Consider the following 16,142-nt stretch of genomic DNA (forward strand, 5'->3'; position numbering starts at 1 on the left):
TAACTTGAAAGCGAAATCAATCATTGCACGCGCAACGCTCGCAACGTTGATGATGGCAGGCGCGGTTCACAGCGTGATGGCCGATGAACTCGACGACATCAAGAAGGCAGGCGTCGTGCGCGTCGCGATCGCCATCGGCACGCCGCTCTTCAGCTATGCCGACCAGAACCTGAAGCCCGCGGGATCGGACGTCGATACTGCCGCCGCGCTTGCGAAGGATCTCGGCGTGAAGCTAGAACTCGTGCAGATCACCAACGCCGCGCGCATTCCGACGCTGCAGGCGAAGCGCGCGGACCTCGTGATTTCCTCGCTGTCGGTCACGCCGGAGCGCGCCAAAGTCGTCGATTTCTCGAACCCGTATGCGGTCATCTCGATCATCGTTGGCGGCGTGAAGGCGGCGAACGTGAAGAGCTATGCGGATCTCGACGGCAAGACCATCGGCCTCACGCGTGCAACGGTGAACGACACGCTGACGACACAGCAGGCGAAGGGCGCACAGATTCAGCGCTATGAAGACGATGCGACGCTCATCACGTCGATGGTCACGGGACAGGTCGACATCTTCTCGAGCACGCCTTCGAACTTGAAGGAGATGCAGGATCGCGCTCCGCAACGCAACATCGAGATGAAGTTCGAGCAGAAGACGTTCGATCTCGGCATCGCGATGAACAAGGACCAGCCGCGCCTGAAGGAATGGGTGAACAACTGGGTCGGCGCGAACATGAAGAGCGGCAACCTCAACACGATCTACAAGAAGTATCACGGACGGGATCTGCCGGAGAACATGCGCAAGGGCGCCTGAGCGCAGGGTCTCGCTTCAGTCATGCGCAACGGCGGCGGGTCATCGATCCGCCGCCGTTGTCGTTTGCATTACGCATACCGGATTCCTTCCGGAATGATGCATTCAAAATACCGCGATCGCCTATCCTGAACGCCCGCACCACGCGGTCTCGACACGGTTCAGGACAAACCGCCGCGCTCCGGCGTACACTCCTTTTGCGTTTTGAATCCTGCATGCATTGAGCCAACACGGATGCGCGCCACGTCATTCCGTGCGCGGCTCCGTCGATCACTGGACATCCTCTCTTCATCACGGGACACATCATGGCCAAGGGCACGATAGCGGACTATCTGGCGAAGACACTGGCGGCGGCGGGCGTAGAGCGAATCTGGGGCGTGACGGGCGACAGCCTGAACGGTTTGGCGTTCAGCCTCGATCGTGTCGGCTCGATCCGCTGGATGCATACGCGTCACGAGGAAGCAGCCGCTTTCGCGGCCGGAGCCGATGCCGCCGCGACAGGCAAACTCGCCGTATGCGCGGGCAGTTGCGGCCCAGGCAATCTGCATCTCATCAATGGTCTTTACGACTGTCATCGCAATCATCAACCGGTGCTCGCCATCGCGGCGCACATTCCATCGACCGAAATCGGCCTCGGCTACTTTCAGGAAACGCATCCGCAGGAATTGTTCAGGGAATGCAGTCACTTCGTGGAGCTGGTGTCGAATGCGTCGCAGTTTCCGCGCGTGCTCGAACGCGCGATGCGCGCCGCGATCGATCAGCGCGGCGTCGCGGTGATCGTGTTGCCGGGCGACGTCGCATTGAGCGAAGGCCCGGCCGTCGAGCCGCGCTGGACCGCGAGCGCGCCGGGCGCGATCGTGCCGGCAGACGCCGATCTCGACAAGCTCGCGAGCCTGCTGAACGGCTGCGAAGCGGTGACGATCATGTGCGGCAGCGGCGTCGCCGGCTCGCACGACGAAGTGGTCGCGCTCGCCGATACGCTCGGGGCACCGATCGTGCATGCGTTGCGCGGCAAGCAGTTCATCGAGTACGACAACCCGTTCGATGTCGGCATGACAGGGCTCATCGGTTTCAGTTCGGGCTATCACGCGATGATGTCGTGCGACACGCTGCTCCTGCTCGGATGCGATTTTCCGTATCGCCCGTTCTATCCGCCGCAAGCGAAGATCGTGCAGATCGACTGGCGCGGCTCGCAACTCGGACGCCGCGCGCCGCTGGAAATGGGGCTCGTCGGCACGATCAAGGAAACGCTCGCGGCGCTCTTGCCGAAGCTCCAACGCAAGGACGAGCGGCGTTTTCTCGAGAACGCATTGAAGCACTATGCGACCGCCCGCAAGGACCTCGACGATCTCGCGACGCCATCCGCGCCGGGACGTCCGATTCATCCGCAATATCTGACGAAGCTCGTCGATGAAATCGCAGCCGACGACGCGATCTTCACCGTCGACGTCGGTACGCCGACACTGTGGGCCGCGCGTTATCTGACAATGAACGGCAAGCGCCAGTTGCACGGCTCGTTCAATCACGGCTCGATGGCAAACGCAATGCCGCAGGCGCTCGGCGCTCAGGCCGCGCGGCCGCAACGGCAAGTCGTTTCGCTATCGGGCGACGGCGGTTTGTCGATGCTGCTCGGCGATCTGCTCTCGGCCGTGCAACTCGATCTCCCGATCAAGGTCGTCGTGTTCAACAACAGCCTGCTCGGTTTCGTGTCGATGGAACTGAAGGCTGGCGGCTATCTCGACACCAACGTCGATCTCAGCAAGACCGATTTCTCGCAGATCGCGAAGGGCGCGGGCATCTGGTCGGTGCGCGTCGAGGAATCGGAGCAACTCGAAAACGCGCTGCGCGAAGCGTTCGCGCACAAGGGACCGGCGGTCGTCGATGTCGTCACGTCGAAGCATGAACTCGCGATGCCGCCGACCATCGAACTGTCGCAAGCGAAGGGCTTCAGCCTCTATATGTTGCGAGCGATCCTGAGCGGGCGCGGCGATGAGATCGTCGAACTCGCGCGCACGAATCTGCGTTGAGCCATGAACGAATCGAACGATACGCTGCCACTCGATCACGTTTTCGAATACGAAGGACAAGCCGTGCGCTACGGCATGATCGGCGAGGGCGCGCCGCTCGTGATGGTGCACGGCACGCCGTTTTCATCGCAGGTGTGGCGACGCATCGCACCGGTAGCGGCGCGTTTGCGGCGTGTGCATTACTTCGATCTGCTGGGCTACGGTGCGTCGGAGATGCGCGAGGGGCAGGACGTATCGCTCGGCGTGCAGAATCGCGTGCTCGCGGCGCTTCTCGCGCACTGGTGCGGTGAGTGGAACGGTGCCTTGCCCGATGTGCTCGCACACGATTTCGGCGGCGCGACATCGCTGCGAGCCGCGTTGATCGACGGCTGCGCGTATCGTTCGCTGATGCTCGTCGATCCGGTCGCCGTCGCGCCGTGGGGATCGCCCTTCGTGCGTCATGTGCGACAGCATGAAGCCGCGTTTGCGGGTGTGCCGCCGTACATGCATCAGGCGATGCTCGATGCGTATCTGCAGGGTGCGGCGCATCGGCGGTTGCAGCAAGAGACGCTGCGCGTCTATACGCGGCCGTGGACCGGCAAAGTCGGGCAGGCCGCGTTCTATCGGCAGATCGCGCAGATGGATCAGCGCTACACCGATGAAGTGCAATCGCGCTATGGCGAATTGAAATGCCCCGTATCGATTCTTTGGGGCGAAGAGGACGAGTGGATACCGGTCGAGCGCGGTGTCGAACTCGCATCGCTGATTCCGGGCGCGCGCTTTACGCGCGTGCGCGGATCAGGGCATCTGATGCAGGAAGATGCGCCCGAAGCGATCGTCGGCGAATGGCTGACGTTCGCGGACGCAATCCAGTAACGCGATCAGAAGCGCTATCAGAAGCGCGATCAGAAGCGATAAGTGACGCCGACCTTTACGATTGGATAGAAGCGCAACTTGTCCGCCTTGTTCTGCAGATCCTGCTGTTCGGCGTCGATGTTTTCTTGTCCCGCCGCCGCGACGATGTCCGCCGGAACGTCGAGCGTGACGCGCGGGCGGCCATACGCGACGCCTGCATCGAAGAACGCGGAAAAGCCTTTCTCGGCAACAGGCGTATGCCCGAAGCCGATGCCGATATACGGACGCACGGCCGGGAACTTAGCCTTGGCGTGAATGCTTTCCCCGAAAGTCGGATAAGCGATGCCGTCGATGGTGTAGGTGCCGTTCATGCTGGTCGCGGTGCCATCGACATGATCGCCGCCGATGAGCGCGCCAGCCGTGATGCGAAAACCGACCGTTCCCGGCGCCGGAAAAAAGTCGAAATAGAAGCCGCCGTGATAGATGCTCGCGGTGCCGTCGTAGTGGAGACCGCCAGCGTCGAAGTTATGCGAGAACTTCAGGCCGTTGAATTCGGCGCGCACGTTGTCGCGCGTGCCGAGCGGTTCCGAGTAGCCGATGCCCACGCCTTCGGTGCCGATCTGACCGTAGATTTCGCGGGCGTGCGAGAGCGGAGCGGCAAGCGCGGCGAGCGTGCCGATAGCGGCCGCGCATGCGGCCAACGACTTCTTCATTGCAGATTATCCGTGGAGGAGATGGACGAGAGGGCGTCCAGGCGAAAGCGGCGAATAGTGCCGGCTGGTGCGGGAGAGCCGTGCGCGACGGAGGCGTCGCTGTTGATGATTGTGTTTACGGAAACGTTTGCTGAAAACTTTAGCTAAATCGTTCCACAAAAATGCGGAACGGAACCGGCAAGAAATGATGACCGGTTCCGCATTCAACATCGCTCGTTTTTAGACCTTGTTCCTTGCGCTTTCAGCACGGAATGCCGCTTCGCCGGCATCGGAGATTTCGACCCATTTTTTATCGGGCGGCGCATCGTCGACATAACTGTCGTGCCAGTTCCACCACTTATAGGTCGGTGTCTGCGGATAGCCTTCAGGCGAGTCTTCCCAGAGTTCCTGTCGGCCGAGCGGCGTGATGTCGAGATAGTTCCAGGTATTGCCCATCTGCTCGTCGCCGCGATTGTTGAGAAAGTACGTGCGAAATGCACGTTCTCCTTCGCGGAAGAACACGTTCGTGCCGTGCCACTCGTCGACGCCGAAGTCGGCATCGAAGCGATCCGTCAGCGTGAACCAGGGAATGGTCCAGCCCATGCGTTCCTTCACCCGCGCGATGTCCTGCTGCGGCGCGCGCGATACGAAGACGAGCGTCGTGTCGCGCGCATTCAGATGTGCAAGATGCGCGACCTGATCCGCGACCAGCGAGCAGCCGCGGCACGCGTGCTCCGGCCATCCGAAGACGCCCGGCTCATAGAACGCGCGATAGACGATCAACTGACGCCGGCCATCGAAAAGATCGAGAAAGCCGATCTTGCCCGCGGGGCCTTCGAACATGTAGTCCGTCTTCACGGCGGTCCAGGGCATGCGGCGGCGTTCAGCGGCGAGCGCGTCGCGCGCGCGCGTCTGGGCTTTCTCCTTCACCAGCAACTGCTGACGCGCTGCTTCCCATTGCTCCTGCGACACGACGGGCGGCGTGCGCATCCCTGTTTCGTCGGATGTAGTCATGGCCTTGCAACCTCCTGAGTTGGACTCTTGCTCGTTGTTTGCCGTGATTCAGTCTGACTCGGATAGCGGAAAACGGAGAGTAACAAGTGTGACGCCATTTGCCCGATCGCGCGTTCCGATGGCCCGACGCGCGACCGCAGCAATCAGGATCAAGCCCACGAAGCGCGCAGCGCGTGCATCGTTTTCCAGTACGTGAAGAAGCGTCCCGCGAAGATGCCCGCGACGATGCCCGACACGGCGGCGTCGATTGCCGCATAGGTCGTGAGCGCGGGCAGATAGGCGACGGTCGCCATCTCGAAGCCGAGCCAGAACTTCGCGATGAACGTCGCGAGGATCAGCAGCATCGGCAACATGGAGCCGGGCAGCATCACGGTTCGCGCGATCGGATCGACGATGAAGCGGCTCTGGCTCGCAAGGAACACGCCGCCGACGATGCCCGCCCCCAGCGTGGCGATCCACACGGCGACGGCCATCCATCCGGCGAGCGGCGACGCGACGAGATGCGCGATGCCCATGCCCGCGAAAATAATCGGAACGATTGCGAGCTTCGACAGCGGGGTGGTGCTGGCCTGCATCGCCTTGATGCCGCGATACAAAAGGAATGCGAGCAGCACCCAGACCCACGTCGGCGTGCCTTGAACGATGGCGATTGGCGTCATGATCATCTCCTTGCAAGTGGTTGTTTGATGCGCATGATGACGCCGGAGAATGAGCCGCGAATGAGTTGGCGAGCGTATGCGCGCGTCGCGGGAATTAAGCGAATTCCGAAAACCCGTCGCGCGACGGGTAAAATGCGGCGCCTGCCCGACGATCGGCTAGAGAGACCGCGCGTGACCCGCGCGCGCCGGCATCGCGGGCAGCGTCCGCCCCACGAGGGCAAGCTTTCGTCCGTATGCGCCTGTCCGGTCAACCCGCGCACCGCCGCTTTCGCTGAACCACACACGACACGCAACGACATTCGAGGATCGTTTTCATGCTTGCCCGCATCACCCGCCTTTTCCCGCTCTGGGCCGTGCTGGTTTCCATCGCCGCCTATAGCGCGCCTTCATCCGTGACGGGCATCGCGCCGCACGTCACGACGCTTCTCACGATCATCATGCTGTCGATGGGCGTCACGCTTTCCATCGACGATTTCAGGCGCGTGTTCACGCGGCCCGCGCCGGTCATCGCGGGCATCGTGCTGCATTACCTCGTGATGCCGCTCGCCGCGTGGGTCATCGCGAAAGCGCTGCACATGCCGCCCGATCTGATGGCGGGCATGGTGCTCGTCGGCAGCGTCGCGAGCGGCACGGCGTCGAACGTGATGATCTATCTCGCGCGTGGCGACGTGGCGCTGTCCGTCACGATCAGCGCGCTCTCGACGCTCGTCGGCGTGTTCGCGACGCCGCTGCTCACGCGCCTTTATGTCGATGCCTCCATCGCCGTCGACGTGCACGGCATGCTGATGAGCATCGTGCAGATCGTCGCGCTGCCTATCGTCATCGGCCTCGTCGTGAACCATCTGTTCGGCAAGCTCGTGCGCAAGATCGAGTGGATGCTGCCGCTCGTGTCGATGGTGGCGATCCTGCTCATCATCGCCGCGGTGGTCGGCGGCACGCAGAAGAGCATCGCGTCGGTGGGCATGGTCGTCGCGGTGGGCGTGGTGCTGCACAACGGCATCGGTCTATTGGGCGGCTATTGGGGCGGGCGTCTGCTCGGCTTCGACGAAGCCGTCTGCCGCACGCTGGCAATCGAAGTCGGCATGCAGAACTCGGGGCTCGCGGCGACGCTCGGCAAGCTGTATTTCACGCCGATCGCGGCGTTGCCCGGCGCACTTTTCTCGGTGTGGCACAACCTGTCGGGGTCGATGCTCGCGGGCTATTGGGCGGGACGTCCGGCGAAAGGCTCGACGCGCGAAGCCCACGCGCAGGCCGCCGTCGCGCGGCACGGCTGAACGTGTGAATCGATCGAAAAAAAACGCGCCGATTGTGGCGCGTTTTTTTTCGGACGCGAAATCAACTCGCCGCGAGCGATGCTTCCGCGACCGGCCGGTCATCGATCGGAAAATGCAGCAGCGCCGCGACGAGTCCGGCGATTGCCGTCGCGGCCCAGATCAGCGAGTACGAGCCGGTCGTGTCGAGCACGTAGCCGCCGAGCCACGCGCCGAGAAACGATCCGAGCTGATGACTGAGAAACACGACGCCGAATAGCGTGCCCAGATGCCGCGTGCCGAACACCTTCGCGATGAGTCCGTTGGTGAGCGGCACCGTGCCCAGCCACGTCAGGCCCATCACGGCGGCGAAGACGACGACGGATACGCTCGTCGTCGGCAACAGGACGAAGAGGGCGATCGCGCCGCCCCGAATCAGATAGAGCCACGCGAGGACGTGATGCTGCCGCCAGCGTCCGCCGAGCCAGCCGCATCCCCAACTGCCGATCATGTTGAAGAGGCCGATCAGCGCGAGCGCGGTCGCGCCGAGTCCGACCGGCATGTGGCACAGCATCAGATAGCCGGGCAGATGTGTCGCGATGAACGCAAGCTGAAAGCCGCAAGTGAAAAAGCCGAGCGTCAGCAGCCGATAACCGCGATGCCGCGACGCATACGCGAGCGTTTCGCGCAACGGCATCGCGGCGGCTTGCGCGTGCGTTTCGTGCGATGCCGAAGATGCCTTGCTCCGGCGGCTCGCGCGATCGAGCGCGATGCCGAGCGGCGCGGCGAGCAGCAGCACGAAGGCGAGGGCATAGAGCGACGCCGGCACGCCCGCATGCACGCGCACTTCCTGCGCGAACGGCACCATCAGCACCTGGCCGAGCGAGCCGCCCGCGCTGGCCAGGCCCATCGCGACGCTGCGTGTTTGCGGCGACGCCACGCGTCCGACCGTCGCGAGCACGACGCCGAAACTCGTGCAACTGATGCCGATGCCCACGAGCAAGCCGAGACCGAGCACGAGCATCCAGCCGGAACTCGCGGCGGCGGCGAGCGCGAGCCCGGCGGCAAACGTGGCCGCGCCCGTCGCGACGACCGGCGCTGCGCCGTATCGATCGGCGGCCGCGCCCGCGAACGGCTGCGCGAAGCCCCACACGAGGTTGTGCAGCGCGATCGCGAAGGCGATCAGCGTGACGGGCATGCCGCGATCGAACGAAAACGGCCCGATGAAAAGCCCGAACGTCTGGCGCACGCCCATCGCGGCGCTCAGGATCAGCGCGGCCGCGCCGATGAGCACCCACGTCGTCGCGCGGTCCGTGGCCGATCGTGTGGTCGATAAAGACGACATGGCTCGTTCCTCCTTGCGGCCATCGTCGCAGGCGAACGTCCGTGCTGACAAACGAAAAGATTTCGCCGTCGGATGAGCGCAGTTCAACCGTTATCGACGAAACCGGCCGCTTGTTCGATCAGCCAGTTGCGAAACGCGACGAAATCCGCGCGCGCGCTCGCTTGCGGCGTCTCGCAGAGCCAGTAGGCGGTTTGCGTCTCGACGCTCGTCGCGGACGCTTCGACCAGCGTGCCCGCCGCCAGCTCGCGATCGACGAGCGGACGCCTGCCGATGACGACGCCAAGCCCGGCCGCGGCGGCATCGAAGCCGAGCTGAACGGTATCGAAGCGAAGGCCGCCGTGCAGATCGAGACCGTCGATGCCCGCGCCGTCCATCCACGCTTGCCAGTCCTGACTGGCCGTATCGATGTGAATGAGTGCGGCGCGGGTGAGATCCGGAACGGCGCCGGCGCCGGTCAGCATCGCGCGATAGGCGGGGCTGCACACCGGCACGAGTCGCTCGCTGAAGAGACGTTGCCACGACGATGCGCCATCGACCGGGCCGCGCGAGAGGCGCAGGCCGAAGTCGAAGCCGTCGACGGGAAAGCCCGCCTGGCGGCGCGAAGTGTCCACGGTGACGTCGATGTTGGGCCAGCGCGCGCGGAAATCGGCGAGGCGCGGCACGAGCCAGCGGGCCGCGAGCGTCGGCGCGCACGTAACCGAGATCGCGCGGCGCTTGCGCCTGTCGGGCAGCGACTGCGTGCCGACGACGATAAGCGAAAACGCTTCGGCGATGTACGGCAGATAGTGTTCGCCGGCGGCGGAGAGCGACAGCCCGCGCGGCTCGCGCACGAAAAGCTCGACGCCGAGCATCGCTTCAAGCGCGCCGATGCCGTGGCTCACGGCGCCCGGCGTCACGTTGAGTTCGGCGGCCGCGAGCTTGAAACTGCGATGGCGCGCCGCGGCTTCGAAGAGACGCAGGGCGTTGAGCGGCGGGAGGCGCTGAGACATGGTCGCGTGGGAATCGACGAAAGGTGCGCCTATATTGCCATTCCCCGACAGCGAAGAGGTCAGGCCGATGTCTGCCGCCGCGCCTTCCACCAGTCGAGAATGCGCCGCGCGATGAGCGCGAACGGCGGATTGGCGAACAGCACCGCCGCGCTCAACGCGATGCATCCGCACACGAGAAACGTGCCGCGATAGCCGAGCGCGGCCACGAGCGCGCCGGACAGAACGCCCGACAGGATCGATCCGACGCGCGACGCGTTGAAGAAAAGCGCCGTCGCCGATCCGGGGCTTTGCGGCATCAGATCCTGCATGTACGTCATGCCGAGGCACGACGTCACCGAGACGACGAAGGCGTTGAAGGCTTGCATCGGAATGAGGAAGTGGACGTTGGGCGACGCCGCCACCGCAATGAAATAAATCAGATGCACGACGGCGCACGACGCGAGCCATCGCTGCTTGTCGAGACGCGAAGCACGCGCGCCGAGCGCGAGCATCATCGGAATTTCGAGGAATGCGCCGAGGCCCAGCATGATCGATACGTCGATGCGCGTGCCGTGCATGCCGTGCACGACGTAGAGCGGCAGGACGATCATCGTAGCGCTCGCGGCGAGCCCGATGAGCGTCATCGCGACGGTCGCGCGCCAGATCTCGGCGCGAGAGTGCGACGCGCCGGGGTGCGGCGGGACGAGCTCCTCGGTGTCGGGCGCGGTGACTTCGAGCAGCGATGTCGGGTCGCCGGCGTAGTGCGCCGGTGCGCTGTGCGGGTCGCCCCTGGGCGAGCCGTGCATGCGCCAGACGATCGCGCCGCACGCGACGAAACAGGCCGCCGCGAACAGAAACAGGCCGTAGAAGCCGGCGCCGGCCAGCACCAGCGCGCCGACGGAGGGCCCGAAGACCCACGCCATCGAAAGAACGGTTCGCAAGGTGGCGAGCGCGAGGGACCGCTCGGCTTCGTCGTCGACGGGCAACGCGGCGCGCGCGAACGAGAACACGAGCGACATCGCGGAGCCGCCTGCGCCGAGAAACAGGATGCCGATCACGACCAGCGCGGTGTAGTTGCGCACGACGCACATCAACAGAAAACCGAGCGATGAAGCAATGAGCGCCGCGAGCAGCAATTCCCGATGATGGCCGTGCCTGTCGGACCATTTTCCGGCAAACGCGCTGGCCACGACGCCGCTCGCGGCGATGACCGTCATGAAGACGCCGAGCTTCAAGGGGCTCATATCCGCCTGTTCGACGCTGAACAGCGACAGATACGGCGCGGTGAACGACATCGCGACGCCGAGCATCAGGGTCGCGCTGGAGAGCGGCAGGAAGAACGGGATGCGGGTGAGACCGAGCAGGCGTGTGTTCATCGGGACGTGGGTCGGCTTGGGGACTCGGGCCGAAAAGGCAGGTCGTGCTTTGAGCGCAAGCGGCGTACCGCTTTGAATGCGGCAACGCGCGGAACTTGCGCAGTTTGCCATCGTTGTCGGAGGATGCGTGTAGCGATTAGTTAATCGACATTGACATAATGCAAATTAGCGCAGGAATTGATGCCGAGGCTCAATTGAAATGTCGTACTTGGAATTGCGACAGCTAGCGAATCGTCTATCCGTACGTGCCGCGGGGCGCCCGGTCGAACCCGACCGTGCGCGCTTCGGACGGCATTGGCAACGGCCGCGTTCAATGTTCGCTCTTGGCCGACTCCTTGCTGCGTTCCGCCGACTTTGCCCCGTTCTTCTTGCTCGCTGGACCGGACTTGTTTTGTTTCGGCTTCGCTTCGCCCTCGACCTTGGCGAACGTGATCGCGTCCTTGTCCTTGTCGTAGCTCACGTCTACCGTGTCGCCCGGAGCGAGTTTGCCGCCGAGAATCTCCTTCGCGAGCCGGGTCTCCAGTTGCTGGCGGATCTGGCGTTTCAGTTCGCGTGCGCCGAATTCGGGCCGATAACCCACATCGGCAAGATGATCGATGACCGGGTCCTGCACCCTGAGCGTGATGTCCTGAGCCGCCGCCGTGCGCGCGACGCGGTCCAGCTGTATCTGCACGATCGAGCGGATGTTCTCGCGCGAAAGCCCGTGGAACACGATGATTTCGTCGATGCGATTCAGGAACTCGGGGCGAAAGTGGCCTTTCAGCACGTCCATGAGCTTCTCGCGCATGGCTGCCTCGGTGTCGCGGTCCTTCTCGGTTCTCTCGAGGTTGTCCATGATGATGGACGCGCCAAGATTGCTGGTCGAGATGATGACGGTGTTGCTGAAGTCGACGACGCGGCCCTTGCCATCGGTGAGGCGGCCATCGTCGAATACTTGCAGCAGCACATTGTTCACATCGGGATGCGCCTTCTCGATTTCGTCGAGCAAGATCACGCAGTAGGGACGGCGGCGCACGCGTTCGGTCAGCTGTCCCCCTTCGTCATAGCCGACGTATCCCGGCGGCGCGCCGATCAGCCGCGCGACTGCGTGGCGCTCCATGTACTCGGACATGTCGATGCGGATCACCGCCTGCTCGTCACCGAACACGGTCTCCGCTAGCGCCTTCGCAAGCTCGGTCTTGCCGACGCCCGTCGGTCCGAGGAACAGGAACGTCGCGATGGGCCGGTGCGCTTGCCCCATGCCCGCGCGTGACAGCCGCACCGCATCGCTCACCGCGACCACGGCTTCGTCCTGACCGATCACGCGTTCGCGCAGCTTGCTCTCCATCTCGAGCAGTCTTTCGCGTTCTTCCTGCGTGAGTTCGGTGACCGGAATGCCGGTGAGACGCGAGACCACTTCCGCGACCGCTGCAACCGTCACTTCGAGCGTCTCCGATCCGGTCTTGCGCTGCCATGCCTCGGTCAGGTCGTCGAGCTTCGTCTGCTTCTCGTTGATGCGTTCCTCGAAGTTCTTCGCTTCATCGAAACGCTTGCGCGACGAGGCATAGGCCTGCTCGCGCTTCGACTGGGCGATTTCCGCTTCCAGCTCCTGCATTTCGGGCGGGCGCGACTTCGAGCCGATTCGCACGCGCGCCGCAGCCTGATCGATGAGATCGATAGCCTTGTCGGGCAAATAACGTGACGTGATGTAGCGGTCCGACAACTCCGCTGCCGCGACGAACGCTTCATCGGCGAAAGTGACCTGATGGTGCGCTTCGAGTTTGTCGCGCAAGCCGCGCAAAATGACGATGGTTTGCTCGACCGTCGGCTCCGGCACGAGCACCGGCTGAAAGCGCCGCTCGAGCGCCGCATCCTTCTCGATGTGCTTCTGGTATTCGTTGAGTGTCGTCGCGCCGATCAAACTCAGCTCGCCGCGCGCGAGCGCCGGCTTCAGCACGTTCGCGATGTCGAGTCCGCCCTCGCCGCCGCCCTGACCCGCGCCGACTATCGTGTGCAACTCGTCGATGAACACGATGAGTTCATCCTGCTTCGAAGTGATCTCGTCGATCACCTGCTTTGCGCGCTCTTCGAATTCGCCGCGATACTTCGCGCCCGCGACCATCGAATTGATGTTGATCTCGATGAGCCGCTTGTTGCGCAAGTCTTCGGGCACGTCGTCGTTCACGATGCGCTGTGCCAGCCCTTCGACGATCGCAGTCTTGCCCACACCCGGCTCGCCGATCAACACAGGATTATTCTTCTTGCGCCTCGCGAGCACCTCGATGGTACTTTCGATTTCCTGTGCGCGTCCGAGCACCGGGTCGAGTTTGCCTGCGCGCGCCATCGCGGTGAGATCGCGGCCGAACTTGTCGAGCGTCGGCGTGCCGGTCGGCGTATCGACGCGGCCGTCTTCCGCACCCTTGCCCACGACCTTCACCACTTTCTGGCGAAGCGCCTCGGGCGTGACGCCGTACTTTCTGAGGAGCCCCCCGGCGATGCTGTCGGTCACGGACGCAAGCCCTATCAGCACATGCTCGGGACCGACATAGGAATGGCCGAGTTCTCGCGAGGCCTGGAACGCGTACTGAAAAGCCTTCTTCAAGCGCGGCGAAATCGTCATCTTTTCGACCGGCGTATCGGGCGCGGCTTTGCCCTTTTGCGCGTGCTCGTCGATATAGCGGCGGATGTCGTCGGCAGAAAGCTTCAACTCTTTGAAGAGCGCCTGCACGACGTCCATGTCGGCCAGCACGTAAAGCACCTGCTCGGTGTCGAGTTCCGTCTTCTGCAATTCGTGCGCCTTTTCGGCGGCGCGTTGCAGAAGTTCCATCGTCTGCTCGCTGAAGGCATCGGTCACGTCGACGGACTCGCGCGGCACCGAAGCGACGATATCGTCCTCGTCTTCCTCGCCAGTGCCGTCCGTGTCACCCATCAGACGCGACAGCCCTCCGCCGCCCAGTAAGGAATCGAAAGGATTCAGCATGGTTTGATGCCGCATCAACTGGCGATAGTCGTACTCGCAAATCGACATCGATTTGCGGCGGCCGTTCTGCACGACGGTTACCTGCGCAACCGCCGGACGGGCATGACAAATCTCGCAAAGGGCTGGCATATCAATCGTCTCCGGTTGGGGCGATTCGATACCTATGGCGCACAGCGCTGAGTTCTTTCGAACCGCCGGGTGTCGAGGGGCATCTCCTGACAAGTCTCTTTCGAATGTGTTCCTCCGTGCGGCGTGTCGGCTAATTCGCCGGCCGCGATGAAACGGATGCCTGACTCATCGCTAACCTTCATCGTGAGTGAGCGGTGGTATCGGACAGCATTCGACGTTCCGTTAAATGCCTGCTCTCTTGCACCGATCTTCTTTTCGCGTTGAATCATCGCGACCACGGGCAACGGGTGGCCGGTGGCTTGCATCGGTGTCCACGCCAGGGGAAGCATCTCCGTGTGCTACGCGATGTGAGCGGTTCGCGAAACGGCTCGTCTCTGTGTCTGATCCGCGGCCCGTCACCAGATCGGTGCGCTTCGTCGTCCTGGACACGTGCTCATGACAAGGCATCACCGATGCAGACTATGCGTGCGCGTCAACTGACCGAATGGCGACCCTTCCGGTTCGCGAGCCGAGCCGCTGTTGCAACATCTGCAGCCAAGTGCAAGTTCTCCGCGATTACGCGATTACACGTCGCGCGCCACGCATCGATTAGATAGCCGTACCAATCGCACCGAATCTCGATGCTCATCCGCGAGCCGACTCTGTCGACATGAATCGGGCACGCCGATAGCTGCCGATTTCATCACGCACCGTCACGAATAATGCGCGTCGTTGGCACTCACTGTTTAGGATGGCGATAGATTGTCCGGATTCAACCAGCAATAGCAGAAGCTGTCTGCAAGGTGCCGGTCTGCATGAGAGGGGACGTCCCGCAGGGATGGGCTCGAGCGTCGCGAGCATGTCTGAGCACTCGCGTTGCACGAATCCGCAGGCGGGCCGCACTGGAGAACCAACCTATGCGAATCGCACAAATCGCACCGTTGCACGAAGCGGTTCCCCCGAAGTTATACGGCGGCACTGAGCGCGTGGTGTCGTATCTGACAGATGCACTCGTCGACCTCGGCCACGATGTGACCTTGTTCGCAAGCGGCGATTCGCAGACCCGCGCGAGGCTCGAACCAGCCTGGCCGCGCGCCCTGCGGCTCGATCCGGGCATCCGCGATTCGCTTGCCCCGCACATGCTGCTGCTCGAAACCGTTCGCCGCCGCGCGCATGAGTTCGACGTCTTGCACTTCCATCTCGAGTACCTGCCGTTCCCGCTGTTCTCTCAAAGCGATACGCCGTTCGTCACGACGCTGCACGGCCGTCTCGATCTGCCCGAGCTGCGCGCGATCTTCGCGACGTTCACGCACGCGAACATCATCTCGATCTCGGACGACCAGCGTAGCCCCTTGCCGCGCGCAAACTGGCTGAAGACGGTGTATCACGGCTTGCCGGACGGCCTGCTCACGCCGCAGCCGCACAAGAAGCCGGAATATCTGGCGTTCCTCGGCCGCATCAGCCCGCAAAAGCGTGCCGATCTCGCCATCGAGATCGCGGCGCGAAGCGGCTTGCCGCTGAAGATTGCGGCGAAGGTCGACAAGGCTGATGAGAAGTATTTCGCGTCGACTGTCGAGCCGCTGCTTTCGCAGGCGCACGTCGAATTCATCGGTGAAATCAGCGAAACGCGGAAGCCGGATTTTCTGTCGGGTGCGAAGGCGCTACTGTTTCCGATCGACTGGAACGAGCCGTTCGGCCTGGTGATGATCGAATCGATGGCGTGCGGGACGCCGGTGATTGCGTTCAAGCGCGGAGCGGTGCCCGAGGTGATCGATCATGGCGTGACCGGTTTCATCTGCGAAGACGTGCAAGACGCGGTCGGCGCACTGCATCGGATCGACGAGCTGTCGCGCCCCCGCGTCCGCGCACAATTCGAGCGCCGCTTCAGCGCCAGCAGGATGGCGCAGAATTATGTCGATGCCTATACGTCGATGCTGCACGCCGCCAAGCGCCCCGTGCCGCGTTGGGAATCGCCGAGGTGCGCGATGGACGGAAGACGGAACCATTGGAATGCCGACCGTAAGCGAAGCGACGCACTGACTTGCGAAACCATCGACGACAACAAGCCTGTGCCGCAACGAAAGTTTCAACGCGCTCGCTTCGGCGGTCCG

The 16,142-nt window shown here is 63.3% G+C and carries 11 protein-coding genes and 1 pseudogene; 5 read left to right on the plus strand and 7 right to left on the minus strand.

The window, feature by feature from the left end; all coding sequences use genetic code 11:
- The first annotated feature begins 4 nt into the window (after positions 1-4).
- The 3 genes from NCS67_RS21670 to NCS67_RS21680 all read left to right on the plus strand — a co-directional run bounded on the left by NCS67_RS21670 (position 5) and on the right by NCS67_RS21680 (position 3,681).
- Positions 5-802, plus strand: a complete 798-nt coding sequence (locus tag NCS67_RS21670) for a transporter substrate-binding domain-containing protein (RefSeq protein WP_250436516.1) — start codon at positions 5-7, stop codon at positions 800-802.
- A 302-nt stretch (positions 803-1,104) separates the two neighbouring features.
- Positions 1,105-2,826, plus strand: coding sequence for a ubiquinone-dependent pyruvate dehydrogenase (poxB, locus tag NCS67_RS21675; protein ID WP_033536202.1), 1,722 nt, complete (start codon positions 1,105-1,107; stop codon positions 2,824-2,826).
- 3 nt (positions 2,827-2,829) lie between these two features.
- On the plus strand, positions 2,830-3,681 hold the full coding sequence (locus NCS67_RS21680; RefSeq protein WP_250436518.1) for an alpha/beta fold hydrolase: 852 nt from the start codon (positions 2,830-2,832) through the stop codon (positions 3,679-3,681).
- A gap of 29 nt (positions 3,682-3,710) precedes the next feature.
- On the opposite strand, the gene NCS67_RS21685 is transcribed toward NCS67_RS21680, so the two are convergent.
- From NCS67_RS21685 to NCS67_RS21695, 3 genes are all read right to left on the minus strand, one after another.
- On the minus strand, positions 3,711-4,373 hold the full coding sequence (locus NCS67_RS21685; RefSeq protein WP_008348031.1) for a hypothetical protein: 663 nt from the start codon (positions 4,371-4,373) through the stop codon (positions 3,711-3,713).
- A 219-nt stretch (positions 4,374-4,592) separates the two neighbouring features.
- Entirely contained in the window at positions 4,593-5,366 is a 774-nt protein-coding gene (locus NCS67_RS21690; RefSeq protein ID WP_250436520.1) for a DUF899 domain-containing protein, read from the minus strand.
- A 149-nt stretch (positions 5,367-5,515) separates the two neighbouring features.
- The gene (locus NCS67_RS21695) at positions 5,516-6,025 is read right to left on the minus strand and encodes a DUF6622 family protein (protein WP_008348033.1); all 510 of its coding nucleotides are present in this window, start codon (positions 6,023-6,025) and stop codon (positions 5,516-5,518) included.
- A gap of 314 nt (positions 6,026-6,339) precedes the next feature.
- Between NCS67_RS21695 and panS the strand changes: the two genes are divergently transcribed.
- On the plus strand, positions 6,340-7,299 hold the full coding sequence (gene panS / locus NCS67_RS21700) for a ketopantoate/pantoate/pantothenate transporter PanS (protein WP_008348034.1): 960 nt from the start codon (positions 6,340-6,342) through the stop codon (positions 7,297-7,299).
- Positions 7,300-7,360: 61 nt separating this feature from the next.
- Here the strand turns inward: panS and NCS67_RS21705 are convergent, their stop codons facing one another.
- The 4 genes from NCS67_RS21705 to NCS67_RS21720 all read right to left on the minus strand — a co-directional run bounded on the left by NCS67_RS21705 (position 7,361) and on the right by NCS67_RS21720 (position 14,052).
- The gene (locus NCS67_RS21705) at positions 7,361-8,620 is read right to left on the minus strand and encodes an MFS transporter (RefSeq protein WP_250436521.1); all 1,260 of its coding nucleotides are present in this window, start codon (positions 8,618-8,620) and stop codon (positions 7,361-7,363) included.
- An 83-nt stretch (positions 8,621-8,703) separates the two neighbouring features.
- Positions 8,704-9,609, minus strand: a complete 906-nt coding sequence (locus NCS67_RS21710) for a LysR substrate-binding domain-containing protein (RefSeq protein ID WP_250436522.1) — start codon at positions 9,607-9,609, stop codon at positions 8,704-8,706.
- 59 nt (positions 9,610-9,668) lie between these two features.
- A complete protein-coding gene (locus tag NCS67_RS21715) occupies positions 9,669-10,964 on the minus strand; it encodes a sugar efflux transporter (protein WP_175980829.1) in 1,296 nt (431 codons plus the stop codon).
- Between the two features lie 310 nt (positions 10,965-11,274).
- Positions 11,275-14,052, minus strand: coding sequence for an ATP-dependent Clp protease ATP-binding subunit (locus NCS67_RS21720; protein WP_250436523.1), 2,778 nt, complete (start codon positions 14,050-14,052; stop codon positions 11,275-11,277).
- A gap of 896 nt (positions 14,053-14,948) precedes the next feature.
- Here NCS67_RS21720 and NCS67_RS21725 point away from each other — a divergent pair.
- Positions 14,949-15,995 (plus strand): annotated as a pseudogene (locus NCS67_RS21725) (glycosyltransferase family 4 protein); the annotation flags it as partial.
- Positions 15,996-16,142: the final 147 nt, after the last annotated feature.

It is taken from the genome of Caballeronia sp. ATUFL_F2_KS9A, from assembly GCF_023630765.1.
Lineage (GTDB): Bacteria > Pseudomonadota > Gammaproteobacteria > Burkholderiales > Burkholderiaceae > Caballeronia > Caballeronia zhejiangensis.